This is a genomic window from Stenotrophomonas sp. YJH_SMC_130, assembly GCF_059369035.1.
On sequence record NZ_JCAFSH010000026.1, the window covers coordinates 1 to 26,212 of the forward strand.

At 66.7% G+C, this 26,212-nt stretch carries 22 protein-coding genes; 9 read left to right on the plus strand and 13 right to left on the minus strand.

What is annotated here, in order from left to right:
• Window positions 1–336 precede the first annotated feature (336 nt).
• The 9 genes from recO to rpoE all read right to left on the minus strand — a co-directional run bounded on the left by recO (window position 337) and on the right by rpoE (window position 8,989).
• Complete coding sequence (gene recO / locus AC5P5V_RS17350) at window positions 337–1,056, minus strand: DNA repair protein RecO (protein WP_049447075.1); 720 nt, start codon at window positions 1,054–1,056, stop codon at window positions 337–339.
• Between the two features lie 18 nt (window positions 1,057–1,074).
• On the minus strand, window positions 1,075–1,971 hold the full coding sequence (gene era, locus AC5P5V_RS17355; RefSeq protein WP_005410599.1) for a GTPase Era: 897 nt from the start codon (window positions 1,969–1,971) through the stop codon (window positions 1,075–1,077).
• On the minus strand, window positions 1,968–2,648 hold the full coding sequence (gene rnc, locus AC5P5V_RS17360; protein ID WP_061479811.1) for a ribonuclease III: 681 nt from the start codon (window positions 2,646–2,648) through the stop codon (window positions 1,968–1,970). The genes era and rnc overlap by 4 nt, the downstream gene beginning before the upstream one ends.
• Window positions 2,638–3,021, minus strand: coding sequence for a DUF4845 domain-containing protein (locus AC5P5V_RS17365; protein ID WP_014038086.1), 384 nt, complete (start codon window positions 3,019–3,021; stop codon window positions 2,638–2,640). Before AC5P5V_RS17365 ends, rnc begins: the two co-directional genes overlap by 11 nt.
• Window positions 3,022–3,058: 37 nt before the next feature.
• Complete coding sequence (lepB, locus tag AC5P5V_RS17370; protein ID WP_005418234.1) at window positions 3,059–3,853, minus strand: signal peptidase I; 795 nt, start codon at window positions 3,851–3,853, stop codon at window positions 3,059–3,061.
• 54 nt (window positions 3,854–3,907) lie between these two features.
• Window positions 3,908–5,701 carry a translation elongation factor 4 gene (gene lepA, locus AC5P5V_RS17375; protein WP_005418237.1) on the minus strand — a complete coding sequence of 598 codons (1,794 nt, stop codon included), beginning with the start codon at window positions 5,699–5,701 and terminating at the stop codon, window positions 3,908–3,910.
• A 182-nt stretch (window positions 5,702–5,883) separates the two neighbouring features.
• Entirely contained in the window at window positions 5,884–7,416 is a 1,533-nt protein-coding gene (locus AC5P5V_RS17380; RefSeq protein ID WP_154351221.1) for a DegQ family serine endoprotease, read from the minus strand.
• Between the two features lie 74 nt (window positions 7,417–7,490).
• Window positions 7,491–8,372, minus strand: coding sequence for a sigma-E factor negative regulatory protein (locus AC5P5V_RS17385; RefSeq protein WP_231352243.1), 882 nt, complete (start codon window positions 8,370–8,372; stop codon window positions 7,491–7,493).
• Window positions 8,369–8,989: an RNA polymerase sigma factor RpoE gene (rpoE, locus tag AC5P5V_RS17390; RefSeq protein ID WP_005418256.1), complete on the minus strand. Its 621-nt coding sequence runs from the start codon at window positions 8,987–8,989 to the stop codon at window positions 8,369–8,371. The genes AC5P5V_RS17385 and rpoE overlap by 4 nt, the downstream gene beginning before the upstream one ends.
• Before the next feature lie 235 nt (window positions 8,990–9,224).
• Here rpoE and AC5P5V_RS17395 point away from each other — a divergent pair, with 235 nt between their 5' ends.
• The 4 genes from AC5P5V_RS17395 to AC5P5V_RS17410 all read left to right on the plus strand — a co-directional run bounded on the left by AC5P5V_RS17395 (window position 9,225) and on the right by AC5P5V_RS17410 (window position 14,357).
• Entirely contained in the window at window positions 9,225–11,288 is a 2,064-nt protein-coding gene (locus tag AC5P5V_RS17395) for a 3-hydroxyacyl-CoA dehydrogenase NAD-binding domain-containing protein (RefSeq protein ID WP_061479814.1), read from the plus strand.
• Window positions 11,289–11,997: 709 nt separating this feature from the next.
• Window positions 11,998–12,861 carry a pirin family protein gene (locus tag AC5P5V_RS17400; RefSeq protein WP_061479815.1) on the plus strand — a complete coding sequence of 288 codons (864 nt, stop codon included), beginning with the start codon at window positions 11,998–12,000 and terminating at the stop codon, window positions 12,859–12,861.
• A 121-nt stretch (window positions 12,862–12,982) separates the two neighbouring features.
• Window positions 12,983–13,702 (plus strand): aquaporin Z, encoded by a 720-nt coding sequence (aqpZ, locus tag AC5P5V_RS17405; protein ID WP_057493448.1) that lies wholly within the window; start codon window positions 12,983–12,985, stop codon window positions 13,700–13,702.
• Window positions 13,703–13,898: 196 nt separating this feature from the next.
• Window positions 13,899–14,357 carry a hypothetical protein gene (locus AC5P5V_RS17410; RefSeq protein WP_032954397.1) on the plus strand — a complete coding sequence of 153 codons (459 nt, stop codon included), beginning with the start codon at window positions 13,899–13,901 and terminating at the stop codon, window positions 14,355–14,357.
• A gap of 128 nt (window positions 14,358–14,485) precedes the next feature.
• Here the strand turns inward: AC5P5V_RS17410 and AC5P5V_RS17415 are convergent, their stop codons facing one another.
• Window positions 14,486–15,337: a pirin family protein gene (locus AC5P5V_RS17415; protein WP_053499689.1), complete on the minus strand. Its 852-nt coding sequence runs from the start codon at window positions 15,335–15,337 to the stop codon at window positions 14,486–14,488.
• A 215-nt stretch (window positions 15,338–15,552) separates the two neighbouring features.
• Between AC5P5V_RS17415 and AC5P5V_RS17420 the strand changes: the two genes are divergently transcribed.
• Both AC5P5V_RS17420 and AC5P5V_RS17425 read left to right on the plus strand, forming a co-directional pair.
• Complete coding sequence (locus AC5P5V_RS17420) at window positions 15,553–17,634, plus strand: carbon starvation CstA family protein (RefSeq protein WP_061479816.1); 2,082 nt, start codon at window positions 15,553–15,555, stop codon at window positions 17,632–17,634.
• Window positions 17,634–17,858, plus strand: a complete 225-nt coding sequence (locus tag AC5P5V_RS17425; protein WP_005410613.1) for a YbdD/YjiX family protein — start codon at window positions 17,634–17,636, stop codon at window positions 17,856–17,858. Before AC5P5V_RS17420 ends, AC5P5V_RS17425 begins: the two co-directional genes overlap by 1 nt.
• A 117-nt stretch (window positions 17,859–17,975) precedes the next feature.
• Here the strand turns inward: AC5P5V_RS17425 and AC5P5V_RS17430 are convergent, their stop codons facing one another.
• The 3 genes from AC5P5V_RS17430 to AC5P5V_RS17440 form a co-directional block, all read right to left on the minus strand.
• The gene (locus tag AC5P5V_RS17430) at window positions 17,976–19,226 is read right to left on the minus strand and encodes a DUF819 family protein (protein WP_005418276.1); all 1,251 of its coding nucleotides are present in this window, start codon (window positions 19,224–19,226) and stop codon (window positions 17,976–17,978) included.
• A 120-nt stretch (window positions 19,227–19,346) separates the two neighbouring features.
• A complete protein-coding gene (locus tag AC5P5V_RS17435; RefSeq protein WP_061479822.1) occupies window positions 19,347–20,633 on the minus strand; it encodes a sensor histidine kinase in 1,287 nt (428 codons plus the stop codon).
• On the minus strand, window positions 20,620–21,333 hold the full coding sequence (locus tag AC5P5V_RS17440) for a response regulator transcription factor (RefSeq protein ID WP_061479817.1): 714 nt from the start codon (window positions 21,331–21,333) through the stop codon (window positions 20,620–20,622). The genes AC5P5V_RS17435 and AC5P5V_RS17440 overlap by 14 nt, the downstream gene beginning before the upstream one ends.
• 131 nt (window positions 21,334–21,464) lie before the next feature.
• Between AC5P5V_RS17440 and AC5P5V_RS17445 the strand changes: the two genes are divergently transcribed.
• From AC5P5V_RS17445 to AC5P5V_RS17455, 3 genes are all read left to right on the plus strand, one after another.
• Window positions 21,465–23,168, plus strand: coding sequence for an ArnT family glycosyltransferase (locus AC5P5V_RS17445; RefSeq protein ID WP_134968709.1), 1,704 nt, complete (start codon window positions 21,465–21,467; stop codon window positions 23,166–23,168).
• A 113-nt stretch (window positions 23,169–23,281) separates the two neighbouring features.
• Window positions 23,282–24,049 (plus strand): phosphatase PAP2 family protein, encoded by a 768-nt coding sequence (locus AC5P5V_RS17450; RefSeq protein WP_061479819.1) that lies wholly within the window; start codon window positions 23,282–23,284, stop codon window positions 24,047–24,049.
• Window positions 24,046–25,695, plus strand: a complete 1,650-nt coding sequence (locus AC5P5V_RS17455; protein ID WP_061479820.1) for a phosphoethanolamine transferase — start codon at window positions 24,046–24,048, stop codon at window positions 25,693–25,695. The genes AC5P5V_RS17450 and AC5P5V_RS17455 overlap by 4 nt, the downstream gene beginning before the upstream one ends.
• Window positions 25,696–26,212 lie beyond the last annotated feature (517 nt).

The window sequence follows — 26,212 nt, forward strand, 5'->3', positions numbered from 1 at the left end:
GCTACACTCGGCGCTGGGCTACCACTCGCCTAACAACTACGCCCGGCAGCTCCGGGCTGCCGCCTGAAACGGCTTCATGGCGTCCGTTTTCAGGGGGCCAGATCAGTGAGCCGCATGGATGCGGCGACCGAGCTTACATGGGTGAGGGAGCTTTGCTTGCGAAGCACTGCTTCGCAAGCGCCCGAACGCACAGCCGCCAGCGGCTGGGCCGGGCCCCGGAGGGGTACTTGTAGCGCCCCCCTCAACCGGACCCACCCCGCCTCCCCACGGATAGCCAGCTTCTGCCGTTGACGTTGACTCTGCAGGTGCAGGGCTGCAAGCCCTGCCGAACACCCCCTACCTGCGGGGCGCGAGCTGCTCGAGCATTTCCCAGGACTTCAGGCCGCGTGGCCCCAGGTGATGGGCCAGCACCCGCCGCATCGGCAGGCGCAGGCTGGCCAGATCGGCGGCATCCGGCTCTTCGTCAGCCGCCAGCGCCAACAGCGCCGACCCGGTGGCGGCTGCCCGGCGCTCCCCACCGCGCTCGCTCAGCAGGCGCTGCGCACCCTCCTGCGGGTCCAGTTCGTAGCGTGCCGCCGGGTCGATCGGCTGGCCATCGCTGGCGCTGTCCAGCTCGAAACCCAGGCCCAGTGCAGACAGCAGCTCGCGTTCGAAACGGCGCAGGGTCCAGGCCAGGCCAGCGCCCACCGCCAGCCGCGCACGCGCCTCGCCGTAGGCGAGGTACAGCTCCGGCAGCGGGTCCTGGCGCGGGGCCAGGCGCAGGGTCAATTCGCTCAGGTAGAAACCGGCCAGCATCGCCTGCCCGACCAGGCGTGGCGCGGCATCCAGCGCCTCGGCGCCACGCAGCTGGGCCAGTTCCCCCCGCTGCTGGGCACTGAAGCGGATCCACTGCAACGGCTGCAGGGCGGCGCGCAGCACCTGGCCCTTGGCAGTGGACACGCCACGCGCAAGCAGGCCGATACGGCCATGCTGCGCGCTCAACACTTCGACCAGCAGGCTGGTCTCGCGGTAGGCCCGTGCATGCAGCACGAAGCCGGTGTCGTCCTCGATCATCATCGAAGCGACTACAACGCCTTACTCGTAACCGAAGGCCTTCAGCGCGGCCTCGTCGTCGGACCAGCCTTCACGCACGCGCACCCAGGTTTCCAGGAACACCTTGGCCCCGAACAGACGCTCCATCTGCAGGCGGGACTTGGCGCCGATCTCCTTCAGGCGAGCGCCGCCCTTGCCGATCACGATGGCCTTCTGGCCTTCACGCTCGACCCAGATCACCGCACCGATGCGCAGCAGGTTGCCGTCCTCGGTGAAGCGCTCGATCTCGACAGTGGTGGCGTAGGGCAGTTCCTCGCCGAGCTGGCGCATCAGCTGCTCACGCACCAGTTCACCGGCCAGGAAACGCTGGCTGCGGTCGGTGATCTCATCCTCGCCGAACATCGGCGGGGCTTCCGGCAGCAGCTTCAGCACGTCGCGCACCAGCGCTTCCAGGCCGTTGCGCTTCTGCGCGGAGATCGGATGCACGGCGGCGAAGTCGCGACCCTCGGTCACCTGCTGCAGGAACGGCAGCAACGCGCCCTTTTCCTTCAGGCGATCGATCTTGTTGACCACCAGCACCACCGGGATCCCGGCGTCGCGCAGCACGTTGAACGCCAGGCTGTCCTCTTCATCCCAGCGACCGGCTTCGATCACCAGCAGGCCGGCATCGACGCCTTCCAGCGAGCCACGCGCGGCGCGATTCATCACCCGGTTCATCGCACGCTTCTGCACCTTGTGCAGGCCGGGGGTGTCGACCAGCACCAGCTGGCCTTCCGGATAGGTGGCGATGCCCAGCAGGCGATGGCGCGTGGTCTGCGGACGGTTGGAGACGATGCTGACCTTGGCGCCGACCAGGGCATTGGTCAGGGTCGACTTGCCCACGTTCGGGCGGCCGATGACGGCCACGCTGCCGCAATGATGGGGAGTTTGTTCGCTCACTTGGAATCCAGTTGTTCTAGGACGGCCGCAGCCGCCTGTTGTTCGGCAAGCCGCCGCGAGGCGCCTTCGCCCTCGGTGCTGGCGGCCGGGTCGGCTACGTTGCAGCGTACCCGGAAGTGCTTGGCGTGGTCGTCACCGGATTCTGACACCAGTTCATACTGCGGCAACGGCTTCTGTCGGGCCTGCAGCCATTCCTGCAGGCGGGTCTTGGGGTCCTTCTCGGGTCGGCCGGAGGCCGGCAGTGCCTCGATCGAAGCGCTGAACCAGGGCAGTACCACCGCCCGGCAGGCCTCGAAACCGGCGTCCAGGTAGATCGCAGCCACCACGGCTTCCACCGCGTCGGCCAGGATCGAATCACGACGGTGGCCACCGGACTTCATTTCGCCCGGGCCCAGGATCAGCCGCTCGCCCAGCTCCAGGCTACGTCCAATCACCGCCAGCGCGCCCTCACGCACCAGTTCGGCGCGGGCACGGGTCATCGCGCCCTCGTCAGCCTTGGGCCAGCGTCGGTACAACGCCTCGGCCGCCATCATGTTGACGATGCTGTCGCCCAGGAACTCCAGGCGCTCGTTGTGTGGCGCACCGGCGCTACGATGCGTCAGCGCCTGCTTGAGCAGCGCCGGGTCGCGGAAGGGATGACCGATCAGGTCACCACGTTGGAAAGGTTTATTCGGCACCGCTTCGGGTCAGGTCCTGGGATGAATCGAATTTGCCAACCACGTCCAGGTTGCCGACCAGCGGACGGCGCACTTCGTAGTTGACCTTGAGGGTCCAGCCATTGTCGCGACGGTCGAACTTCACGTTGGCCGGCTTCACGTTTTCCGAGTAATTGATGTACAGGCGCTTGAAGAACAGATCCTGGATCCGGGCCGGCTCCATGCTGCCCACACCCGGCTCCTTGGCCAGGCTCTTCATCGCCGAGCGCACCGCGTAATACTCCTGGTACATCGGGAACAGCTTCATGCCGATGTAAAGGAAGAAACCCACCACGATCAGGACCGCCAGGAACGAGGTCAGGGTCATGCCACGCTGCGTGTTCATCGTCTTCATTGCGTTCTCCCCAGATACGCGTTGGATGTGAAGGTACTCAGTTGATGCTCGAGCCGATCCGCGACGGCTCGAAGCCATCCTTGCAGAACCAGCCCTGGCAGTTCAGCCAGATCAGGAAGGCCTTGCCGCGCAGGTTTTCTTCCGGCAGCAGGCCCCAGAAGCGGCCATCGTCGCTGTTGTCACGATTGTCGCCCATCACCAGATACTTGCCGGCCGGTACGGTCCACTGGCCCTGGCCACGCGGATAGTCGGTCTCCAGCACGGTATGGGTACGGCCCGGCAGGTGCTCGACCAGCAGGTTGGCGCCCTCGCCCTGGCCCTTGTGGCCGGCATAGATGCCCTTGTTGTCGTACTTCAGCGGTTCGCCATTGAGGATCACGCCGTCGCCTTCGAAGACCACGGTGTCACCCGGCACGCCGATCACGCGCTTGATGAAGTTCTCGCCCTTGGCCGGGTCGTTGTCGCTGTGGCCGGGAAAGTGGAACACCACCACGTCGCCGCGCGACGGCTCGCCGAAGGGGACGATCTTGGTGTTGCTGATCGGCAGGCGCAGGCCGTAGGAAAACTTGTTGACCAGGATGAAATCGCCGATCAGCAGGTTCGGCATCATCGAGCTGGACGGGATCTTGTACGGCTCGGCGATGAAACTGCGCACGATCAGCACGATCGCCAGCACCGGGAAGAATGCACGCGAGTAGTCCACCAGCACCGGCTCGGTGTCGAGCAGGCCCGCGCGCTGGGCGCGGCGCTTGGCGAGGTACAGCTTGTCGGCGAGCAGGATCAGGCCCGAGGCCAGGGTCAGCACGACCAGGAGGATCTCAAACAGTTTCATTCAGGGTCCTTTGCAACGTCACCAGACGACCGGCCCAGCGAGGCCGGTGCGGGCTTACTTGTTGTCCATCTGCAGCACGGCCAGGAACGCTTCCTGCGGGATCTCCACGCGGCCGACCTGCTTCATGCGCTTCTTGCCTTCCTTCTGCTTTTCCAGAAGCTTCTTCTTGCGCGAGACGTCGCCACCATAGCACTTGGCCAGCACGTTCTTGCGCATCGCCTTGACCGTGGTGCGGGCGATGATCTGCGAGCCGACGGCAGCCTGGATGGCCACGTCGAACATCTGCCGGGGGATCAGGTCCTTCATCTTCTCGCACAGCTCGCGGCCACGGCGGTCGGCGTGGCTGCGGTGCACGATCAGCGACAGTGCGTCGACCTTGTCACCGTTGATCAGCACGTCGACGCGCACGAACGGGCCGGCGTCGAAGCGCACGAAGTGGTAGTCCAGCGAGGCATAGCCACGGCTGACCGACTTGAGCTTGTCGAAGAAGTCCAGCACCACCTCGGCCATCGGCAGCTCGTAGCTGATCTGCACCTGGCTGCCCAGGTAGTTGATGCCGATCTGGCTGCCGCGCTTTTCTTCGCACAGCTTGATGATGTTGCCGATGTATTCCTCGGGAGTGAGCACATTGGCGCGGATGATCGGCTCGCGGATCTCCTCGACCTGGTTCACCGGCGGCAGCTTGGCCGGGTTGTCCATGTTGATGACCGAGCCGTCGGTCTTCAGGACCTCATACACCACCGTCGGCGCGGTGCTGATCAGGTCCAGGTTGTATTCGCGTTCCAGGCGCTCCTGCACGATCTCCATGTGCAGCATGCCCAGGAAGCCACAGCGGAAGCCGAAGCCCATCGCTTCGGAGCTTTCCGGCTCGAAACGCAGCGCGGCATCGTTCAGGCGCAGCTTGTCCAGCGCTTCGCGCAGGTCCGGGTAGTCCTCGGCATCGACCGGGAACAGGCCGGCGAACACGCGCGGCTGCATTTCCTGGAAGCCCGGCAGCGGCTTCGGCGCCGGATCGCCGGCCAGGGTGAGCGTGTCGCCAACCGGCGCACCATGCACGTCCTTGATGCTGGCGGTGACCCAGCCCACTTCACCGGCACGCAGCGCCGGCAGCACCTTGCGCTTGGGAGTGAACACGCCGACGTTGTCGACCTGGTGGTTGCGGCCGGTCGACATCACCTGCAGCTTGTCACCGGCCTTGATCTCGCCCTGCATCACGCGCACCAGCGAGACCACGCCCAGGTAGTTGTCGAACCACGAGTCGATGATCAGCGCCTGCAGCTTGTCGGTGTCGCGCGGCACCGGCGGCGGGATGCGATGGACGATCGCCTCCAGCACGTCCTGCACGTTGAGGCCGGTCTTGGCACTGACCGGCACGGCGTCGGAAGCGTCGATGCCGATCACGGCCTCGATCTCGGCCTTGGCGCGCTCGATGTCGGCGGTGGGCAGGTCGATCTTGTTGATCACCGGCACCACTTCCAGGCCCTGCTCCACTGCGGTATAGCAGTTGGCTACCGACTGCGCTTCCACGCCCTGCGCCGCATCGACCACCAGCAGCGCGCCTTCGCAGGCGGCCAGCGAGCGGCTGACTTCATAGGAGAAGTCGACGTGGCCGGGGGTGTCGATGAAGTTCAGGTGATAGGTCTGCCCGTCCTTGGCCAGGTACGGCAGTGACACCGATTGCGCCTTGATCGTGATGCCACGCTCGCGCTCGATGGGATTGGAGTCGAGCACCTGCGCTTCCATCTCGCGGGCCTGCAGGCCACCACAGAGCTGGATGATGCGGTCGGCCAGCGTGGACTTGCCGTGGTCGACATGGGCGATGATGGAGAAGTTGCGGATGTTCCGCATCGAATCAGAAGACATAGGTGGCGGCGGCGCGCGGCGTCGTCAGGGTAACGGTCGATTATCGCATGCCCGGCGCCCGGCCGCGAAAACTGCCTCATCGGGCCGGGGCCAGAACGGCCGAAGCCCCGCCGGGGCGGGGCTTCGGGGGCCGCGCCGGCGCCGCCGAAGCGGCCCCGGCAGGAGCCTTACTGGCCGGCCTTCACCGCCACGAAGGCGCTGTTGCCGTTGGCCGTGCGGACCAGCAGCATCACCACGTCGTCCTTCTTGAAGCTGGACAACGCCCGGTTCAGGGCATCCACGCTGCCGACCGCAGTGCGGCCGACCTGCAGGATCACCATGCCCGGCGACAGGCCGGCATCGCGTGCCGCCTGGCCCTTGACCCCGGTGATGCGCACGCCTTCATTGCCGTTGAGCCCCAACTGCTTGCGCTGGGCCGCGTTCAGGTCGCTGACATCCAGCCCCAGCAGGGCGTTGGCACCGGTCTGCGGAGCCGCCTCGCCACCGCCAGCCGACGGCCCGCGGGCATTGGCCTGCCCGTCCTCGCTCAGTGCGGTCAGCGTGGCACTGAGCTCATGCGGCTTGCCGTCGCGGTAAACCACCAGGTTCACCTTGCTGCCCGGCGCCATCGCACCGATCAGCGGCGGCAGGTCGGACCAGCTGTTGACCGCGCTACCGTTGACCGAGCGGATGACATCGCCCACCTGCACGCCGGCCTTGGCGGCCGCACTGCCGGCCACGATCTGGTTGACCAGCGCGCCGCGGCTGTCTGGCAGGCCCAGTCCCTGCGCCTTCAGCGAATCGATCGGTTCGACCACCGCGCCGAGCTGGCCGCGGGTGACCTTGCCGCTCTTCTTGATCTGCTCGACCGCGCTCATCGCCAGGTCGATCGGGATCGCGAAGCTGATGCCCATGTAGCCACCGGAGGCCGAGAAGATCTGCGAGTTGATGCCGACCACTTCGCCGCGGGTGTTCAGCAGCGGCCCACCGGAATTGCCCTGGTTGATCGCCACGTCGGTCTGGATGAATGGCACGTAGCGCTGGTCCGGCCCCCCCGTACTGCGACCGACGGCGCTGACCACGCCGGCGGTAACGGAATGGTCGAGGCCGAACGGCGAGCCGATCGCGACAACCCATTGGCCCGGCTTCAGGGTGTTGGAATCGCCCACGCGCACGGTTGGCAGGTTCTTGCCATCGATCTTGAGCAGGGCCACGTCGTACTGCTGGTCGCTGCCCACCACCTTGGCGGTGAACTCGCGGCTGTCGCCCAGCTTGACCTTCACATCGCTGGCGTCGGCCACCACGTGGTAGTTGGTCAGCACATAGCCATCGGGCGAGATGATGAAGCCCGATCCCATGCCACGCCCCTTGATGCTGGGACCGCCATCCTGCCCACCCGGCCCCTGCCCCGGCATCGGGAAGTCAGGGCCGAAGAAGCGGCGGAAGAACTCCGGCATGTCATCGTCGCCCATCGGGCCGCGCGAGGCCTGGCGGTTGTTGCGGACGATGGTGGTGTCGACGTTGACCACGCCCGGGCCGACCTGTTCGACCAGGTTGGTGAAGTCAGGCAAGCCACTGACCAGCGGTTGTGCAGGCGCCCGCGGCGCCGCGGCCGGCGCAGGCTGGGCCGGGGCGGCAGGCGCCGGCGCCTGCGCGCAGGCCACCAGGGGAAGGGTCAGGGCCAGCAGGCCAATGGCCTGCGTGCGAAGTCGGGGAGTCATCGGACGGCAACCTCCGGGTCGGATGGAAAGAGGAATACGGGCCCCGCCGACGGCGGGGCGTGAAGGCGCCCGGCTCAGTCGCGCGGGCGCGGCGGCACCGGCAGGTCGTCCTGCAGGCGCGGCTCGAACGGGTAGAACGCGGCACCGCCGGCGCGGGCCGGGAAACTGGCATTGAGCGCACCACCCGCGGTCGGCGCCAGGCTGGAGCGCGGCCACGGCCGGGCCTGCAGCCCGCCGACCTCACCGAATGGCAGGTCGTGGTTGGCGTTGGCCGGTACGGCCGGAGCCAGCGGTGCCTGCAGGGCGGCGATGGCGCGCTGCGGAGCGTCATCGCGCTGGGCGGCACGCGCGGCCTGCTGGCTGCGGGTTGCACTGGCGCGGCGGGCGTCCTGGCGACGGCTGGTGGCAGCCATCGCCACAGCCGGCGCCGCCGCCACGGCCATCGCGGCGGCATCCACCGATGCTTCGGTCACCGGGGCCGGCGCGGTTGGCGCCGGCGGCAGTTCCGCCTGGCTGGCGATCACCTGCGGCGCCAGCGGTTCACCCGGCGTGGCCTCCTTCAGTTTCTCGCCGCCGATGAACAGCGCGACGGCGGCCACCGACGCGGCCAGGGCGGCGCCGCCGCCCCAGGCCCGCCAGCCACTGCGACGTACCTGGCGACGCGGCTCGGCCTGTGGCGCCGGCTCGGCCGCGATGGCGGCAGCCACGGCGGCACTGAACCCGGCCGGAGCCAGTGCCGACGCCTGCCCGCGCATCACGTCGCCCAGCAGCTGCCAGCGCTCCTGGCAACCGGCCAGCTCGGGGTCGTGCTCCATCCGGCGCAGCAGGAAACGCGCTTCATCGGCGCCCAGCTCGCCATCGACCAGGGCCGACAGCTGCTCGCGATGGCGCTGGTCCAGGCGCTGCCCGGCGGGCGATTGATGGTTCTGCGATTCGTTGAACGGGTTACTGGTCATACGCGGCTCTTCTCACGGGTGGCGCTGCCGATGTCCAGCAGCGGCCGGAGTTCGGTGTCGATCGCCTCGCGCGCCCGGAAGATCCGTGAACGCACCGTGCCGATCGGGCACCCCATCTTCTGCGCGATATCCTCGTAGCTCAGGCCTTCCACCTCGCGCAGGGTGATCGCTGACCGGAGTTCTTCCGGCAGCGCGTTGACGGCCTTCATCACCGTCTGTTCCAGCTCCTGGCGCATCAACTCGCGTTCGGGCGTGTCGGTGTCACGCAGGCGCGTACCACTGTCGAACTGTTCGGCATCGCCGATGTCGATGTCATCGGTCGGCGGCCGTCGATTGTGTGAAGCCAGGTAGTTTTTGGCGGTATTCACGGCGATTCGATGCAACCAGGTTGAGAACTGGGCATCGCCACGGAAACTCCCGATCGCGCGGTAGGCACGGATGAAAGTGTCCTGGGCGACGTCCTGACATTCGCTCCAGTCGGCGATGTAGCGACCGACCAGGGCCACCACCCGATGCTGGTACTTGCGCACCAGGACATCGAAGGCGGCACTCTCGCCGTGCTGCACGCGCCGGACCAGTTCCAGATCCAGCTCCTGTGGTGTATCAACCTCGGCCATGAGGGGCCGCACTCCTGTCAGCCCAACCGACGTCGGGCAATGAGACTGCCAATCCCGGGAAAAGTTCAGTCGCCGATCACCTGGCGCCGCACCAGCTTTTAACCACCGTTCCGTTAGCGTCCCGGTCCACGGCCATGGATCCGGGGGCGCCACTCCCCTGCTATTGGGATTTGACGCGGGGGAAACAACCTCTGGATCATAGCCGCTTCTCCATACACAACCGGATGGAACGTCCATGCTCTCAGGCTTCGATGGTCTCCGCTTCAGCCACTGGCACCCCGAGATCCGCGACGACGGCGTGGTGGTTCTCTCCCTGGATCGTCAGGACAGCAGCGTCAACGCGATGTCGCAGGACGTGCTGCTGGAGCTGGGCGACCTGCTTGAGCGCATCGCGCTGGACCCACCCAAAGGCGTGGTGGTCCAGTCACTGAAGAAGGCCGGCTTCATTGCCGGTGCCGACCTGAAGGAGTTCCAGGAATTCGACCGTCGTGGCACTGTCAACGACGCGATCCGTCGTGGCCAGGCGACCTATCAGAAGCTGGCCGAGCTGCCCTGCCCCACCGTTGCGGCGATCCACGGCCACTGCCTGGGCGGCGGCACCGAACTGGCGCTGGCCTGCCGCTACCGCGTGGCGTCCAATGACAGCAGCACCCGCATCGGCCTGCCGGAAACCCAGCTGGGCATCTTCCCGGGCTGGGGCGGCAGCGCCCGCCTGCCGCAACTGGTGGGTGCACCGGCGGCGATGGACATGATGCTGACCGGCCGCACCCTGTCGGCCTCGGCCGCGCGTGGCATCGGCCTGGTCGACAAGGTGGTGGCGCCAGCGGTGGTGCTCGACACCGCCGTCGCGCTGGCGCTGTCCGGCACCACCCGCCCGTTCAAGCAGCGCGCGACGGCGTGGGCCACCAACACCTGGCTGGCGCGCAGGCTGCTGGCGCCGCAGATGGTCAAGCAGGTCGCACGCAAGGCGAAGAAGGACCAGTACCCGGCGCCGTACGCGCTGATCAGCACCTGGCAACGCAGTGGCGGCAAGCCGATCCAGGCCCGCCTGGACGCCGAGCGGCGCGCCGTGGTGAAGCTGGCCAGTACACCGACCGCGCGCAACCTGATCCGTATCTTCTTCCTCACCGAGCGACTGAAGGGCCTGGGCAGTGGTGATTCCGGCATCCGTCACGTGCACGTGGTCGGCGCCGGCGTGATGGGCGGCGACATCGCCGCGTGGGCCGCTTACAAGGGCTTCGAGGTGACCCTGCAGGACCGCGAGCAGCGCTTCATCGACCCGGCCATGGAACGCGCGCAGGCGCTGTTTGCCAAGAAGGTGCGCGACGAAAGCAAGCGCCCCGCCGTGGCCGCACGCCTGCGTGCCGACCTGGAAGGCAATGGGGTTGCCGAAGCGGATCTGGTGATCGAGGCGATCATCGAGAACCCGGAAGCCAAGCGTGCGCTGTACCAGACGCTGGAACCGAAGATGAAGCAGGACGCCCTGCTGACCACCAATACCTCGTCGATTCCACTGGTGGAACTGCGCGATCACATCCAGCGCCCGGCGCAGTTCGCCGGCCTGCACTACTTCAACCCGGTAGCACAGATGCCGCTGGTGGAAATCATCCACCACGATGGCATGGCGCCGGAGACCGAGCGCCGCCTGGCCGCGTTCTGCAAGGCGCTGGGCAAGTTCCCGGTGCCGGTGGCCGGCAGCCCGGGCTTCCTGGTCAACCGCGTGTTGTTCCCGTACATGCTGGAAGCCGCCACCGCCTACGCCGAAGGCATCCCGGGCCCGGTGATCGACAAGGCCGCCGTGAAGTTCGGCATGCCGATGGGCCCGATCGAACTGATCGATACCGTCGGCCTGGACGTGGCCGCCGGTGTCGGCCGCGAACTGGCGCCGTTCCTGGGCCTGCAGATTCCGGCCGCGCTGCAGACGGTGGAACCGGACAAGCGTGGCAAGAAGGATGGCCAGGGCATCTACACCTGGGAAAACGGCAAGCCGAAGAAGCCGGACGTGGCCAGCGACTACCAGGCCCCGGCCGACCTGGAAGACCGCCTGATCCTGCCGCTGTTGAACGAGGCAGTGGCGTGCCTGCACGAAGGCGTGGTGGCCGATGCGGACCTGCTGGATGCCGGCGTGATCTTCGGCACCGGTTTCGCTCCGTTCCGCGGCGGTCCGATCCAGCACATCCGTGCGGTCGGTGCCGATGTGATCGTCGAGCGGTTGAAGGCGCTGCAGCAGCGCCACGGCGACCGTTTCGCCCCGCGCCCGGGCTGGGACAACCCCGTCCTGCGCGAACCGGTGGTCTGAGTTCATCGGCCGGGCCTGCGGCCCGGCACCCGCAGAGGCAACCGCCGAAGCAAAAGCCAAAGCCAGAGCCGGAGCAACAGCCGGCTCTGGCTTTTCTGTTTGTTGGGCGGGACGGTGTGGGCAGGCAGGACACGCCGTAAACCCCGCTCCGCGGTCCGGCCCAGCCGCTGGCGGCTGTGCGTTCGGGCGCTTGCAAAGCAGTGCTTCGCAAGCAAAGCGCCCTCACCCATGGGGGCTCGATGGCGCCATCTATGGCGCCAACGGTCCTGCAAGCCCACACCGCCCCACCCAGACAGTTTCCCGGTGACGGTTGGTGAACTGCGATGGCTGGTAGGTGTCGACCTTGGTCGAAACGCTTGAACCACGCGTGGACGCGAGCGAAGCGACCGGCGTTTGATCTTGATTTTCTTTTTTTCTTCTCCGTGGCTGGACGCACACGGAAACTGTCAGGGGCCGGGCGGGGTGGGTTCGCGGGGGTGTCCGCGGCATGGATGCCGCGGCCAAGCCTCCACGGACGGATTCACGGCGTCCCCCGCGAACCCACCCCGCCCGGCCAAGCACGGCTTGTGCTTGTGCCGTCAGCGACCAAGCAACCAGCCACGAGGGGCTGCGCCGTTGGCTGGAACACCCTGTTACCCATACGAGGCATGTCCCCGTCACAGCCGCATGCGATGCTGATCGCCTGATCCCTGCCAGCGAGAACGCCCGCATGACCACCATCATCGCTCCGCGCGTGCACGACATCGGCGGCCTCGAAGTCCGTCGCGCCGTCCCCACCCTGCAGGCCCGCAGCATCGGTTCGTTCGTGTTCGTCGACCAGATGGGCCCGGCACTGATGCACCCCGGCACCGCCATCGACGTGCGCCCGCATCCGCATATCGGCCTGGCCACGGTCACCTACCTGTGGTCGGGCGCGATCGGCCACCGCGACACACTTGGATCGGACCAGGTGATCCGTCCCGGTGACGTCAACTGGATGACCGCTGGTCGCGGCATTGCCCATTCCGAGCGAACACCGCAACCGGACCGCGACCATGACAACCCGATCCACGGCATGCAGACCTGGGTCGCGCTGCCGAAATCGCACGAGGAAATCGAGCCGGCGTTCTATCACCATGCCGCGGCCACCCTGCCCGAGCAGCGCCGCAACGGCGCCTGGCTGCGGGTGATCGCTGGCCGCGCCTATGGCGAGGAATCGCCGGTGAAAGTGTTCGCCGATACGCTCAATGTGGCGATCGATCTGGACGCGGACGCGGAAATCGACATCGACGACGGCCACCGCGAGCGCGCGCTGTACATCCTTGAGGGCGATGCGCAGTTGGATGGCGTGGACATCCCCGCACAGCACCTGGTCATCCCCGAAGCCGGCGCACGCGGCCGCCTGCGCGCAAAGACACCGGTAAAGGCGATGCTGTTCGGTGGCGAGCCGCTGGATGGCCCGCGCCACCTGTGGTGGAACTTCGTGTCCAGCTCGAAGGAGCGTATCGAGCAGGCCAAGCACGATTGGGAAGCCGGTCGCTTCGGCACCATCCCCGGCGACGACAAGGAGTTCATCCCGCTGCCGCAGTACTGAGCATCGCGTGTTGCACACAGCCGAGGGTGTATTCCTGCACCCGGCGTTGACGCTACAGTCACCCGCTGATCATTGAAATGTGACATAAATCACACTTTCGACCGTCAAAGGAGTGCAACACATGAGCATGGGTAAACGCTTGTCCGCCGAATTCCTCGGCACGTTCTGGCTGGTTCTGGGTGGCTGTGGCAGCGCGGTGCTGGCCGCCAAGTTCGGTGGTGACGGCAATCCGCTGGGTATCGGCTTCCTCGGCGTGGCGCTCGCCTTCGGCCTGACCGTGGTGACCGGCGCCTATGCGTTCGGCCATATCTCCGGTGCGCACTTCAATCCGGCGGTCAGCGTCGGCCTGTGGGCCGGTGGTCGCTTCCCGACCAGGGACCTGGTGCCGTACATCATCGCCCAGGTCGCCGGCGGCCTGCTGGCCGGCTTCATCCTGCTGCAGATCGCCTCCGGCGCCAGTGGCTTCGCCATCGACGGCAGCCAGGCCGGAGCGTTCGCCAGCAATGGCTATGGCGCGCTATCGCCCGGTGGTTACAGCGTTGCGGCCGCCTTCCTGTGCGAGGTGGTACTGACGGCGGTGTTCCTGATCGTGATCATGGGTTCCACCCACGGCAAGGCACCGGCCGGGTTCGCCCCGCTGGCGATCGGCCTGTCGCTGACCCTGATCCACCTGATCAGCATCCCGGTCACCAACACGTCGGTGAACCCGGCCCGCTCCACGGCCGTGGCCTTCTTCGCCGGCAGCGGTGCGGTCAGCCAGTTGTGGCTGTTCTGGGTCGCCCCGTTGCTGGGTGGCGCGATCGGTGGCCTGATCTACAAGTGGATCGGCAACGACCGCTGATCCCCGCAGCAACCATTGCGGCCGACCCTCGGCCGCAATGGTTGCGCTTGCAACCGCGAATTGTGCGATTGCTCACGTTCCGTTAAGGTTGAGTTGACCGTCCGTGCACATGCCGGATGGGGGGCGTCCGGGGATGGGATGCCATGGTCGCCGGCTCTGCTGGCGAAGCCAACCAATTCATCACCTTGGGGGATGCATGAAGTTCGTGCCTGTCATGTTGTCGAGCCTGCTTTTCGCTGCGGCCCACGCCGCCGCGCAGGCGCCGTCCGAATGTCCTTCGCTACCGGCCAGCAGCGGTCTGCAGTGGCAGCAGCAGGTGCAGGCCGATTTCCTGGTCTGCCGCGCCAGCACCCCTGATGGCCGGGAAGTGCTGAGCCTGATGCTCAGCGCGCGTGACCCGTCCATTCCGCTGAACCGCTCGCTGCGGCAGGAAAAAGGCAGCTTCGGCGGTGAATCGCTGTACTGGTACCAGCCCGACCTGGGCGGCCAGCAACCGCCGGGGTATGCCGAACGGCGCATCAGCGTGGTCAAGCTCGACAAGGGGCGTTACGCGCAGATTTCGCTGTATCCGGACAGCGCGCAGGAGCTGGGGTCACTGCAACAGCTGGCGCAGGGCATGAGCCTGACCCCGTCGGCCGTGGCCGCCGGGCGCTGAGGATGACGGGGATGACTGCCTGGCAGCATCCCCGCGGCGCGACCCGATCCAACGGTAGTGCCGGCCGCTGGCCGGCACCCCGATCCGCCTCCAGGCGAGGCAGTTTCCGGCCAGCGGCCGGTACTACGTCAGAACTTGCCTTCCTGGAAATCGACGAAGGCCTGCATCAGTTCCTGCCGCGTGTTCATCACGAACGGCCCGTGGCGCATCACCGGTTCGCGCAGCGGACGGCCAGCCACCAGGATCAGGCGCGCGCCTTCATTGCCGGCCGAGATGTGCAACTGCTCGCCACCGCCCAGCACCGCCAGTTCCTGGCGAGCGACGTCGCGCGCGGCGTCCTGCTCACCCACAGTCACGCCACCTTCGAACACATACGCAAAGGCGTTGTGCCCTTCCGGCAGCGCGTAGGTCCAGGCACGGTCGGGCGCCAACGTGATGTCGAGGTAGAGCGGGTCGGTGGCCGGTTGCACGATCGGGCCGCGGGTGCCATCGACCGTGCCAGCGATCACCTTCACCTCCACGCCCGCTTCCGGGTGCACCACGGGAATCCGCTCAGGCGCGAACTCCTGGTACTTCGGCTCGGTCATCTTCTCCTTTGCCGGCAGGTTCACCCACAGCTGGAAGCCACGCATCTGCCCGCTTTCCTGCTCGGGCATCTCCGAGTGCACCAGGCCGCGGCCAGCGGTCATCCACTGCACGCTGCCCGGGGTCAGCAGGCCTTCGTTGCCATGGTTGTCGCGATGCCGCATGCGCCCGTCGAGCATGTAGGTGACGGTCTCGAATCCGCGGTGCGGATGCTCCGGGAAACCGGCGATGTAGTCCTCGGCGCGGTCGGTGCCGAATTCATCAAGCAGCAGGAACGGATCGAGGTCGGGCAGCGTCGGGCCACCGATGACGCGGGTCAGGCGCACGCCGGCACCGTCGGAGGTGGGCATGCCACGGATGGTCCGCAGCACGCGGACCGGTTCGGGAAAGCTCATGGCGACTCCTGTTGGATGGATGCCACTGAAGATGGACGCCGCACGGCCACACGCCAATGGACGGCGCCGCAACCGATTGTTCCATCCCTGATGTTCGCTGCACGTCAGCACAACAAGCGTACGACCAAAGTACTACCGCCGATTCGTCCTGTGCCAATTGACCCTGTCGAGGGCACGCGGGACTCTTTGACTGTCTTTCCGGGAGAGAGCACCTCATGAAAGGGTTTTCCAAAATAGGCTGGGCGGCCCTCGCCCTGCTCGGCGCCTTCTGTCTGGGCACCGTGGCCCTGCGCCGCGGCGAACACATCAATGCGCTGTGGATCGTCGTCGCCGCGGTTTCGCTGTACCTGGTGGCCTACCGCTTCTACAGCCTGTTCATCGCCAACAGGGTGATGCAGCTGGATCCGACCCGGGCCACGCCGGCGGTGATCAACAACGATGGCCTGGACTACGTGCCGACCAACAAGCACGTATTGTTCGGCCACCACTTTGCCGCCATCGCCGGCGCAGGCCCGCTGGTCGGCCCGGTCCTGGCCGCGCAGATGGGCTACCTGCCTGGACTGCTGTGGCTGGTGGTGGGCGTGGTGCTGGCCGGTGCGGTGCAGGACTTCATGGTGCTGTTCCTGTCCAGCCGTCGCAACGGCCGTTCGCTGGGCGACCTGGTAAGAGAAGAGATGGGCCAGGTACCTGGCACCATCGCGTTGTTCGGTGCGTTCCTGATCATGATCATCATCCTGGCGGTGCTGGCGATGGTGGTGGTCAAGGCGCTGGCCGAAAGCCCGTGGGGCATGTTCACGGTAATCGCGACGATGCCTATCGCCATCCTGATGGGCGTGTACATGCGCTATATCCGCCCCGGCAAGATCGGCGAGATCTCGGTGGTCGGCCTGATCCTGCTGCTGGCCGCGATCTGGTACGGCGGCAAGGTCGCCGCCGACCCAGTGTGGGGCCCGGCGTTCACGTTCACCGGCACCCAGATCACCTGGATGCTGATCGGCTACGGCTTCGTCGCATCGGTGCTGCCCGTGTGGCTGTTGCTGGCCCCGCGCGACTACCTGTCGACCTTCCTCAAGATCGGCACGATCATCGCGCTGGCCGTCGGCATCCTGATCGTGATGCCGGAACTGAAGATGCCGGCGCTGACCCAGTTCGCCGCCAGTGGCGACGGCCCGGTGTGGAAGGGCGGCATGTTCCCGTTCCTGTTCATCACCATCGCCTGCGGTGCGGTCTCTGGTTTCCATGCGCTGATCTCCTCCGGCACCACGCCGAAGCTGCTGGCCAATGAAGCGCACATGCGTTACATCGGCTACGGCGGCATGCTGATGGAATCGTTCGTGGCGGTGATGGCGCTGGTCGCGGCCTCGATCATCGATCCAGGCATCTACTTCGCGATGAACAGCCCGGCGGCGGTGATCGGCGCCGATGCGGCGTCGGCGGCGCACTACATCACCAACACCTGGGGCTTCACCATCACGCCGGAGCAGCTGACCGCGACCGCGGCGGCGATCGGCGAGCCGACCATCCTGCATCGTGCAGGTGGCGCACCGACACTCGCGGTGGGCATCGCGCAGATCCTGCACGAAGCGATCCCCAGTGGCAGCGACGCAATGATGGCGTTCTGGTACCACTTCGCGATCCTGTTCGAAGCATTGTTCATCCTGACCGCGGTGGACGCCGGCACCCGTGCCGGACGCTTCATGCTGCAGGACCTGCTGGGCAACTTCGTCCCGGCGCTGAAGAAGACCGAGTCGTGGACCGCCAACATCATCGGCACCGCCGGCTGCGTGGCGCTGTGGGGCTACCTGCTCTACACCGGTGTGGTCGATCCGTTCGGCGGCATCCAGACCTTGTGGCCGTTGTTCGGCATCTCCAACCAGATGCTGGCCGGTATCGCGCTGATGCTGGGCACGGTAGTGCTGTTCAAGATGAAGCGCGACCGCTATGCGTGGGTCACTGCGGTACCGGCGGTGTGGCTGCTGATCTGCACCACCTATGCCGGCTTCATCAAGATCTTCGACAGCAACCCGGCGCAGGGTTTCCTGGCACAGGCACACAAGTTCCAGGCCGCGCTCGCCAGCGACACGATCACGGCGCCGGCCAAGTCGGTGGCGCAGATGAAGCAGATCGTGGTCAACGCCTACGTCAATACCGGCCTGACCGCGCTGTTCCTGCTGGTGGTGGGCGCAGTCCTGGTGTATTCGATCAAGACCATCCTGGCGGCACGCCGCAATCCGCAGCGCAGCGACCGCGAGACCCCTTACGTGGCGCTGAAGCCGCATGAAATGGTGGATCTGTGATGAGTACGCAACTGGTTCCCGCCGGCCAGTACCAGGCGCACCGCCGCATCTGGCGGCGCCTGGTGCAGACCGCACGACTGTGCTGTGGCATTCCTGATTACGACAACTACGTCCGGCATATGCTGGAAAAGCATCCGGACCAGGAGCCGATGGACTACAAGACGTTCTTCCGCGAGCGCCAGGAAGCGCGCTACGGCGGACGCAATGGTGGCCGCTGCTGTTGAGGGCCGGGACGGCCTTTTCGCAGGCAAAAGAAGGCCGAGCGCGTGCTCGGCCCTACACGGGCAGAGCGGGTTCGCGGCGCACGCCGCGAACCCGCAACAGGAACGTCCGGTCAGAACTCAGGCGCCGGCCATCCACTTCAGGATCAGGCCGGTGACATAGGCCAACCCGGTACCGGTGGCATAGCCCACCGTCCCCAGCAGCACCCCCACCGGCGCCAGCGTCGGATGGAAGGCCGCGGCCACCACGGGAGCCGAGGCGGCCGCCCCGATGTTGCCCTGCGAACCGATCGCGAAAAAGAACAACGGCGCGCGCAGCAGCTTGGCCACCACCCACAGCACCAGCACATGCGTAGCCATCCAGATCGCGCCGAGCAGGAACAGCCACGGCCGATCCAGCAGCGACAGCAGGTTCATCTGCATGCCGATGCAGGCGATCAGGAAGTACAGGAACACCGTGCCCAACCGCGAAGCGCCTGCGGCTTCCAGCCGGCGCGCACGGGTGAAGCTCAGGCCCAGGCCCATCGCCGTGGACAGCAGGATCACCCACACGAACTGGCTGTCCAGGCTGAACTGGCTGGCCCAGCTGACGTTGGCCTTGAACCAGCCCGACAGCGGTGCGGCGATGGCGTGAGCCAGGCCGACGCCACCCAGTGCCACGCCGACGATCACCATCAGGTCGGTCATGCTGGGAATGCGCGCGTTCTGTGCCTCGTAGGCGCTGATGCGTGCCTTCATCTCGTCGATGGCGCGCGTATCGGCCCCGTTGCGGGTGTCGATCTGCTGCGCGCGGTTGGCCAGGAACAGCAGGATCGCCATCCACAGGCTGGCGCAGGCCACGTCGACCACGGCGAACTGCCCGAAGGTGGTGGCATCGGTGCCGAACACTTCGCGCATGGCGACCATGTTGGCGCCGCCACCGATCCAGCTGCCGGCCAGCGCGGCCATGCCGGCCCAGGTATCACCGGCCACCGTTTCCGGATGGATCAGCTTCATCAGCTGGAAGGAGACGATCGCACCGAGCATGATGCCAGCGGTACCGGCACAGAACACAAGCAACAGCTTCGGCCCCAGCTTGATGACGCCCTTGAGGTCGATCGACAGCGTCAGCAGGACCAGCGCGGCCGGCAGCAGCACGTCACGCGCGACCGGGTTGTACAGCGAGGTGTTGTGGCCATCGATGACACCGGCGGTGTTGTAGATGGCGGGGATGAAGTAGCACAGCAGCAGTGCCGGCACCCAGGCGAAGATCTTCTTCAACAGCGGGGTCGGACCACTGGCGGCCCAGAAGATCAGGGCCAGGGTGGCGGCAATCAGGCCCAGTCCAACGATATCGTTGCTGATCAGGGCAGTAGCGGGTTCGGTCGGCATGGGATCCTCTGTCGATCGAAGGAGCGGGAAAAAAAAGCGCCGCATGAAGCGGCGCAGGTCGAGATTAACACTGTCTTCACGTCGGGTCATGCCGCAGCGCGGAGCAGGTCGGCCGTCCGATCAAGCGGGGCGCGAAGCGCCGAAGTCCAGGGTGACACGCGTCCCGCGCGGTTGGCGGGGCTGCAACTGCAGCGTCCAGCCCAGGTGCTCGCACAGCCGCGCGATCAGATCCAGGCCGATGCCACTGCCTCGATCGGCACGCTCGCCGCGGGCCATGCGCGCGTGGATCGCCGCGATCTCCTCCGGGCTCATCCCGTGCCCGGGGTCCTGCAGGGTCAGTACCGCCGACGAACTCAGCTGCAGCTCGATATGGCCGCGGCCGCTGTTTTCGATGGCATTGCGCAGCAGGTTGCCGATCGCCGCCTGCACCACCGCCAGCGGCGCGACGATATCCACCGGCGCAGCCTGGATGCCGATGCTCAGGTCCTTGTCGCCGAGCAGGTAGCGATGGTCGTCGACGATCTCCGGCAGCAGCTGGTCCAGTGCGATGCGCTCGGCACGTGCGGCCAGGCGCGCGGGATCACGCGCCAGCACCAGCAGCAGCTCGATCAGCTGCTCCACGCTCTGTGCCGTGCGCAGCACCCGCTGCATCTGTTGGCGGGCACGTTCGGGCAGGCCCGGTTGCTCCAGCGCCAGCTCGGCTGCACCGGTCATCACTGCGATCGGCGTGCGCAGTTCGTGGCTGGCGGTACTGATGAAGACCCGCTCACGCTCGACGAACTGCTCGTTGCGGTCCAGGTAGTCGTTCAGCGCATCGGCGATGGTGTGCAGCTCGGAACTGCCGCGCGGGTCGACCTCGATGCGCTGGCCCTGAACGCCCGGCCGCAATGCGCCGATGTGCTGGGCCAGCAGGCTCAACGGGCGCACCATGCGTTCCATGCCGAAGGACGCCATCAGCACGGTGACGAAGATCATGATCACCCCGGCCAGCATCACCCAGCGCGTGGCGAACTGCTCCAGGTCATGGAAATCGGAGATGTCCAGCGCCAGCGCGACCCGTCCCATCGACCGGGTCTCGCGCACCATCACCGCCGTCTCCCGGCCTTTGATCATCACGCCGTCGTGAAGGCCCGGATGCAGCGTACGCAGGCTGTCAGGCAGGTTGACTGCATCGAAGCGGTACAGGCTGAGCGTGTCCGAATCCTGCCAGCGATAGTGCGGTTCATGCTCGACGTGCTCGACGATGCTGTCCAGTTCGGAATTGAGCAGCGCGCGCCAGGCGGCATGTTCGGCGTGTTCGTGCACGTAGTTGCCGACGCTGAACACAGCGATCGACAGCAGGGCCAGGTAGCCCAGCAACCACCACACCACGCGCCGGTACAGCGGGCCCGGCCTACGCGCCTTCATCATCACCCTTGCCTGCATCGGCGGCCGCGGTCACCGCAAGGCGGTAACCAACCCGCGGCAGGGTGTGGATCAGCTTGTCGGCAAACGGACCATCGACGCTGCGGCGCAGCTCATAGACATGCGAGCGCAGCAGGTCACCATCCGGTGGCTCGTCGCCCCACAGGGCGAACTCCAGCTGTTGGCGGGTGACCGCACCGGGGCTGGCGCGCATCAGCACCTCCAGCAGCTTGCGGCAGGCCGGGTAGAGGTGGAGCACCTGACCACCCCGCTGGGCTTCGAGGGTCGCCAGGTCCAGCACCAGGTCGCCCACCTGCAGGCGCTTGCGCGGGTTCCGGCCCTGCGCACGCAGCAGCAGCGCCTCCAGCCGAACTTCCAGCTCGGGCAGGGCGAACGGCTTGGTCAGGTAATCGTCGGCACCCGCGCGGAAGCCGGTGATCTTGTCCGGCAGTTCGTCGCGCGCGGTCAGCATGATCACCGGCACCTCCGAAGCCTGCTCGGCGCGCAGGCGACGCAGCACCTCCGGCCCCTCCATGCGCGGCAGCATCCAGTCCAGGATCACCGCGTCGTAGGGATGGCTGCCGGCCAGGTGCAGGCCGGTGATGCCGTCCGGGGCCACGTCGAGCACGTGCCCGCGCGACTCGAAGTAGTCGAACAGGTTGGCCACCAGCTGGCGGTTGTCCTCGATCACCAACAGACGCATGCACGAAACATCCACGGAAGTTCGTACCATGGTAGCGCTGCCCATGTCGGAATGCGGTCGTCCCGGCCTCCTCTGACGCTTTTCCAACCCCCGCCACCTCAGAATGGCCGTTTTTGCTCCCGGAGCCTGCCGTGCCCGTAGCCCTGCCCCGCCGTTGGCGCCTGCCCCTGTTGTGGCTGTTGATCGTTGCTGCGCTGGCAGCGGGGATCGGCCTTCGGCAGCCGCAGCCACCGGACGAGCCGCGCTTCGTGCTGGCGGCCCGCACCATGGTCGAGAGTGGGCAATGGCTGCTGCCGCACCGGGGCGTGGAGCTGTATGCGGAGAAGCCACCGGTCTTCATGTGGCTGCAGGCGGCGGCCTACGAGATCGTCGGCAGCTGGCAGTGGTCGTTCCTGCTGCCGTCGCTGCTGGGCGCCGTGCTCAGCCTGTGGTTGGTGTCGGATCTGGCACGCCGACTGTGGTCACCGCGGCATTCCCTGTACGCCCTGGCGGCGCTGTTCTGCACCCTGCAGTTTGGCCTGATGGCCAAGCGCGCGCAGATCGACATGGTGCTGGTCGGCATGACCACGGTGGCCCTGTGGGGCTTGATGCGCCACCTGTGCGAACGCCGCAACCTGGCTGCCTTGTGGCTGGCGGGGTTCGCCGCTGGCCTCGGCACGGTGACCAAAGGCGTGGGTTTCCTGCCGCTGCTGATGGTCCTGCCGTGGTTCGGCTGGTGGCTGTACCAGCGTCGCCGCGGGCGCAGCGTTGACGGCCCACACCCGGCAACGCTGCTGTGGCTGATCCCGGCCTTCCTGCTGGGCGTGTCGGTGTGGCTTGCGCCGCTGGGCTGGGCCCTGCTGCACACGCCCAGCGCCGAACTGCAGGCCTACGCGCATGAGCTGTTGTTCAAGCAGACCGGTACCCGCTATGCCAACGCCTGGCACCATCGCCAACCGGCCTGGTACTACCTGCAGGTGATCCTGACCCTGTGGCTGCCGGGCAGCCTGCTGCTGCCGCTGCTGTTCAAGCCGTGGTGGCGCCGCATCCGCCGGGGCGACCGCCGGCAGTGGCTGCTGCTGGGCTGGGCGCTGCTGGTGCTGGTGTTCTTCAGTGCCAGCCCGGGCAAGCGCGAGGTCTATGTGCTGCCGATGCTGCCTGCGATGGCACTGGCGGTTGCGCCGTTGTTGCCGGGCTTGCTGCGCCGGCTGTGCGTGCGCCGCTATTTGTTCGGCTACAGCGTGGTGCTGATGCTGGCCACCGGCGTGCTCGGCGTGATGCTGATGACCGAGCACCCGTGGGCCTTGGCGCAACTGGAACGCCGGGCCATGCCCGATACGCTGCTGCCGGTGCTGGGTGACGGCCTGCTGACCTTCGCCATCGCGCTGGCCACGTTGGCCGTCTGGTTGCGGGTGCGCCGCGCCACGACACTGGTGCTGCTGACCCACGGCATGCTGTGGATGCTCTACGGCCTGGTGCTGATCCCGGCACTGGATCCCTACGCGTCGGCATCGGCGCTGATGCGCCGCGTCGGCGCGCGGATCGGTCCGGACGCCGAACTGGCGCTGGTCGCCTGGCGCGAGCAGAACCTGCTGCAGGCTGACCGCCCGGTACGCGAGTTCGGCTTCAAGCGGCCCTGGGCCGAGCAATGGCACGATGCCGGCCCCTGGCTCGCCGAAGCGCCGGACAAGCGCTGGCTGCTGGTGCTGGACGAGGCGATGAGTCCCTGCGTGGATCCGGCCAAGGTGATCGACATCGGCATGGCCAACAGGAATCGTTGGCAACTGCTTCCCGGTACGGCCTGGGACCCGCAATGCCACGCCGAACGGGCCGGCTCGACCGCCGAAGAAGACTGAACGTTGACTCGTGCCGGGGAAATCATTAACCCGGCGCGAACGAGCGTCCGACCCTTCTCCGACATGCAGGTGACGAGCATGGCTGCGGATTCCCGAACCCGCCTTCCCTCAGCATGCCCGTTCGTCCCCTTGATTCGATCGCGCCGCTTGCGACATCGCCACTGGCGTCAAGATTCGCCGTAACTCACTTTTGGCTGCCTGTCGCAATCGGTCTGCCCGTGTTTGCGCTGCTGATGGGGTTCGGCGGCGACCAGTGGGTGGCCGATCACCTGTTCCGCCTTGAGGGCAGCCGATGGGTGCTACAGGACGCCTGGATCACCCGCAGCGTCGTGCACAAGGCCGGTAAATGGTTGAGCACTGCGGCGGCGCTGGTCGTGCTCCTGCTGTGCTTCCATCACTGGCGTAAAGGACGCGATCACACCCTGCGGTGGGCGCTGCTTTATGTCGTACTTGCCCTGGCGCTGGGCACCGGCGTGATCTCCCTGCTGAAGTCGCTGGTGCCGATGGAATGCCCTTGGGACTTGCTGCGCTACGGCGGCCACCAGCCATTTATCGGGCTTTTCACCGCACGCCCCGCTGGCATGGCCGCGCAGGCCTGCTTCCCGGCCGGGCACGCCAGTGCCGGCTACGCCTGGCTGTGCCTGTACTACTTCGCCCTGCTATGGCGCCCGTCGTGGCGCTGGGCCGGGTTGTGGATCGGCCTCGGCGCCGGTTTGGTGTTCGGCATCAGCCAGCAGCTGCGCGGAGCGCATTTCCTTTCGCATGACGTCGCCACTGCATTGATCTGCTGGCTGCTTTCGCTCGGCCTCTATCTGATCGTCAAGCGCGTCCTGACACACCGTCAACTGAACCATGCCAACCGTCAGGAGGCCAACGCATGAGCGCATCGGTCCAACGGCCCGCCCGCCTCCCCGCCCTTGCGGGTCTGCGCCACTGGCGGCCGCAGCTGTCCACCGAAGCGCTGATCGCGCTGACCAGCCTGTTCTTCGCGGTGGCCGGCAATGGCCTGTTCTGGCACAGCGCGATGGCCAGCCATCCAGGCAGCCTGCGCTACGCGCTTTCGCTGCTGCTGTTGCTGCTGGGTGCTCACGGCGTGCTGCTGGGCATCCTGGTCTGGCGCTGGAACGCCAAGGTGGTGATCAGCCTGTTGCTGCTGGTGACCGCATTCGCCGCGCACTACATGAGCCGCTACCACATCTACCTGGATGCGGACATGCTGCGCAACGTGCTGGCGACGGACCCCAAGGAAAGCCGCGAGTTGATGACCGTGTCGCTGCTGTGGCCGGTCCTGTTGCTGGCCGTGTTGCCGATGATCGTGCTGTGGCGCGTGCAGCTGCGCCGTCGCAGCTGGGGCCGCAGCCTGCTGTGGCGCCTCGGCTTCCTGGTGGTGTCGGCGGTGACTGCCGTCGGCGGCGCGTTGATCTCGTTCCAGGACGTTTCGGCACTGATGCGCAACCAGCGCGAAGTGCGTTACCTCGCCACTCCGGCCAACGTGCTGCTGGGCATGCCGCGTGCGCTGCGTGGCGACAACCCGGTGCAGCGCGCACCGAAGCTGCCGATCGGCACCGACGCCAAGGCCACTCCGCGAGCGCCGGCCAGCAAGCCGCGCCTGCTGGTGATCGTCATGGGCGAGACCGTGCGTGCGCAGAACTGGGGCCTCAACGGTGGCCGCAACACCACCCCGGAACTGGCGCAGGCCAGCGTGATCAATTTCCCGGACATGCATTCCTGCGGCACCAGCACGGAGGTCTCGCTGCCGTGCCTGTTCTCGCCGTGGGGCCGCCACGACTACGACGAGAAGAAGATCCGTGCGCACCAGTCGCTGCTGCACGTACTCAACCGCGCCGGCATCGCGCCGCTGTGGCGTGACAACCAGTCCGGCTGCAAGGGCGTGTGCGAGGGCCTGGACTTCCAGTCATTGTCCGACGCCACCACACCCGGCCTGTGCGCCGATGGCCGCTGCATGGACGAGATCCTGCTGCAGGACCTGGCCACCCAGGTGCGGGCCAAGCCCGGCGACCGGGTCGTGGTGCTGCACCAGCTGGGCAACCACGGCCCGGCCTACTTCGAGCGCTATCCGCCCGCGTTCCGCCGCTTCACCCCGACCTGCGACACCCGTGACATCGGCCGCTGCTCGCGCGACGAGATCACCAACAGCTATGACAACGCGGTGTTGTACACCGATCATTTCCTGAGCAAGACCATTGCTACCCTGCAGGGCATGCAGGATTACGACACGGCGATGATCTACCTGTCCGACCATGGTGAATCGCTGGGCGAGAAGGGCCTGTTCCTGCATGGCGTGCCGTATGCGATCGCACCGGCCGAGCAGACCCGCGTACCGATGACGATGTGGTTCTCGCCGGGCTTCGCCAGCAGCCGTGGGTTGGACCTGCAGTGCGTGCGCAAGCGTTCGGCGGCCTATACCGACCACGACAACCTGTTCCCGTCGGTGCTGGGCCTGATGCAGGTTAAGACGGCGCTGTACGAGCGCGACCGCGACGTGTTCGCCAACTGCGAAGGTTGAGGGGTGTTTGGCAGGGCTTGCAGCCCTGCACCTGCGGTAGTGCCGGCCGCTGGCCGGTAGCCTCGACAGCGACAGCAACAGCAAAAGCAAAAGCTGGCATTCCGTGGATTGGCGGGGTGGGTCCGGTTGCGGGGGACGCTGCAAGTACGTCCATGTAAGCTCGGTCGCCGCATCCATGCGGCTCACGCCCCCGCAACCGGACCCACCCCGCCTTCGACAGATTTTCGCGATCTGTCGGAACGACGCATTGCCCTGGTGGGTGTCGACCTTGGTCGACACAGTAGATCCACGCCATGCGTGGATGACCCATTCGATATCTGACAGATGTGTCGACCAAGGTCGACACCTACCGACAGCACACGGAATCTGTCAGAGGTGGGGCGGTGTCGGAGTGCGGGGTGTCAGCCGCATGGGCCCGAGGCATGCCTCGGGCGGGTTGGGCAGGACGCCCAACCCCGGTCTTGCCGTGTGCGCAGGAAAGCGCACACGAGCAAGCGGCTGCCAAGCCTACACGGAC

Bases quoted from the DNA above. Each gene is read 5' to 3' on its own strand.
- rpoE (WP_005418256.1), bottom strand. From the start codon at position 8,989: ATGGCCGAGGTTGATACACCACAGGAGCTGGATCTGGAACTGGTCCGG.
- AC5P5V_RS17450 (WP_061479819.1), top strand. From the start codon at position 23,282: ATGCCCGTTCGTCCCCTTGATTCGATCGCGCCGCTTGCGACATCGCCA.
- AC5P5V_RS17385 (WP_231352243.1), bottom strand. From the start codon at position 8,372: ATGACCAGTAACCCGTTCAACGAATCGCAGAACCATCAATCGCCCGCC.
- lepB (WP_005418234.1), bottom strand. From the start codon at position 3,853: ATGAAACTGTTTGAGATCCTCCTGGTCGTGCTGACCCTGGCCTCGGGC.
- AC5P5V_RS17425 (WP_005410613.1), top strand. From the start codon at position 17,634: ATGAGTACGCAACTGGTTCCCGCCGGCCAGTACCAGGCGCACCGCCGC.
- aqpZ (WP_057493448.1), top strand. From the start codon at position 12,983: ATGAGCATGGGTAAACGCTTGTCCGCCGAATTCCTCGGCACGTTCTGG.
- AC5P5V_RS17420 (WP_061479816.1), top strand. From the start codon at position 15,553: ATGAAAGGGTTTTCCAAAATAGGCTGGGCGGCCCTCGCCCTGCTCGGC.
- AC5P5V_RS17395 (WP_061479814.1), top strand. From the start codon at position 9,225: ATGCTCTCAGGCTTCGATGGTCTCCGCTTCAGCCACTGGCACCCCGAG.
- AC5P5V_RS17410 (WP_032954397.1), top strand. From the start codon at position 13,899: ATGAAGTTCGTGCCTGTCATGTTGTCGAGCCTGCTTTTCGCTGCGGCC.
- AC5P5V_RS17430 (WP_005418276.1), bottom strand. From the start codon at position 19,226: ATGCCGACCGAACCCGCTACTGCCCTGATCAGCAACGATATCGTTGGA.
- AC5P5V_RS17380 (WP_154351221.1), bottom strand. From the start codon at position 7,416: ATGACTCCCCGACTTCGCACGCAGGCCATTGGCCTGCTGGCCCTGACC.
- AC5P5V_RS17415 (WP_053499689.1), bottom strand. From the start codon at position 15,337: ATGAGCTTTCCCGAACCGGTCCGCGTGCTGCGGACCATCCGTGGCATG.
- AC5P5V_RS17365 (WP_014038086.1), bottom strand. From the start codon at position 3,021: ATGAAGACGATGAACACGCAGCGTGGCATGACCCTGACCTCGTTCCTG.
- lepA (WP_005418237.1), bottom strand. From the start codon at position 5,701: ATGCGGAACATCCGCAACTTCTCCATCATCGCCCATGTCGACCACGGC.
- AC5P5V_RS17440 (WP_061479817.1), bottom strand. From the start codon at position 21,333: ATGCGTCTGTTGGTGATCGAGGACAACCGCCAGCTGGTGGCCAACCTG.
- recO (WP_049447075.1), bottom strand. From the start codon at position 1,056: ATGATGATCGAGGACGACACCGGCTTCGTGCTGCATGCACGGGCCTAC.
- AC5P5V_RS17435 (WP_061479822.1), bottom strand. From the start codon at position 20,633: ATGAAGGCGCGTAGGCCGGGCCCGCTGTACCGGCGCGTGGTGTGGTGG.
- AC5P5V_RS17400 (WP_061479815.1), top strand. From the start codon at position 11,998: ATGACCACCATCATCGCTCCGCGCGTGCACGACATCGGCGGCCTCGAA.
- AC5P5V_RS17455 (WP_061479820.1), top strand. From the start codon at position 24,046: ATGAGCGCATCGGTCCAACGGCCCGCCCGCCTCCCCGCCCTTGCGGGT.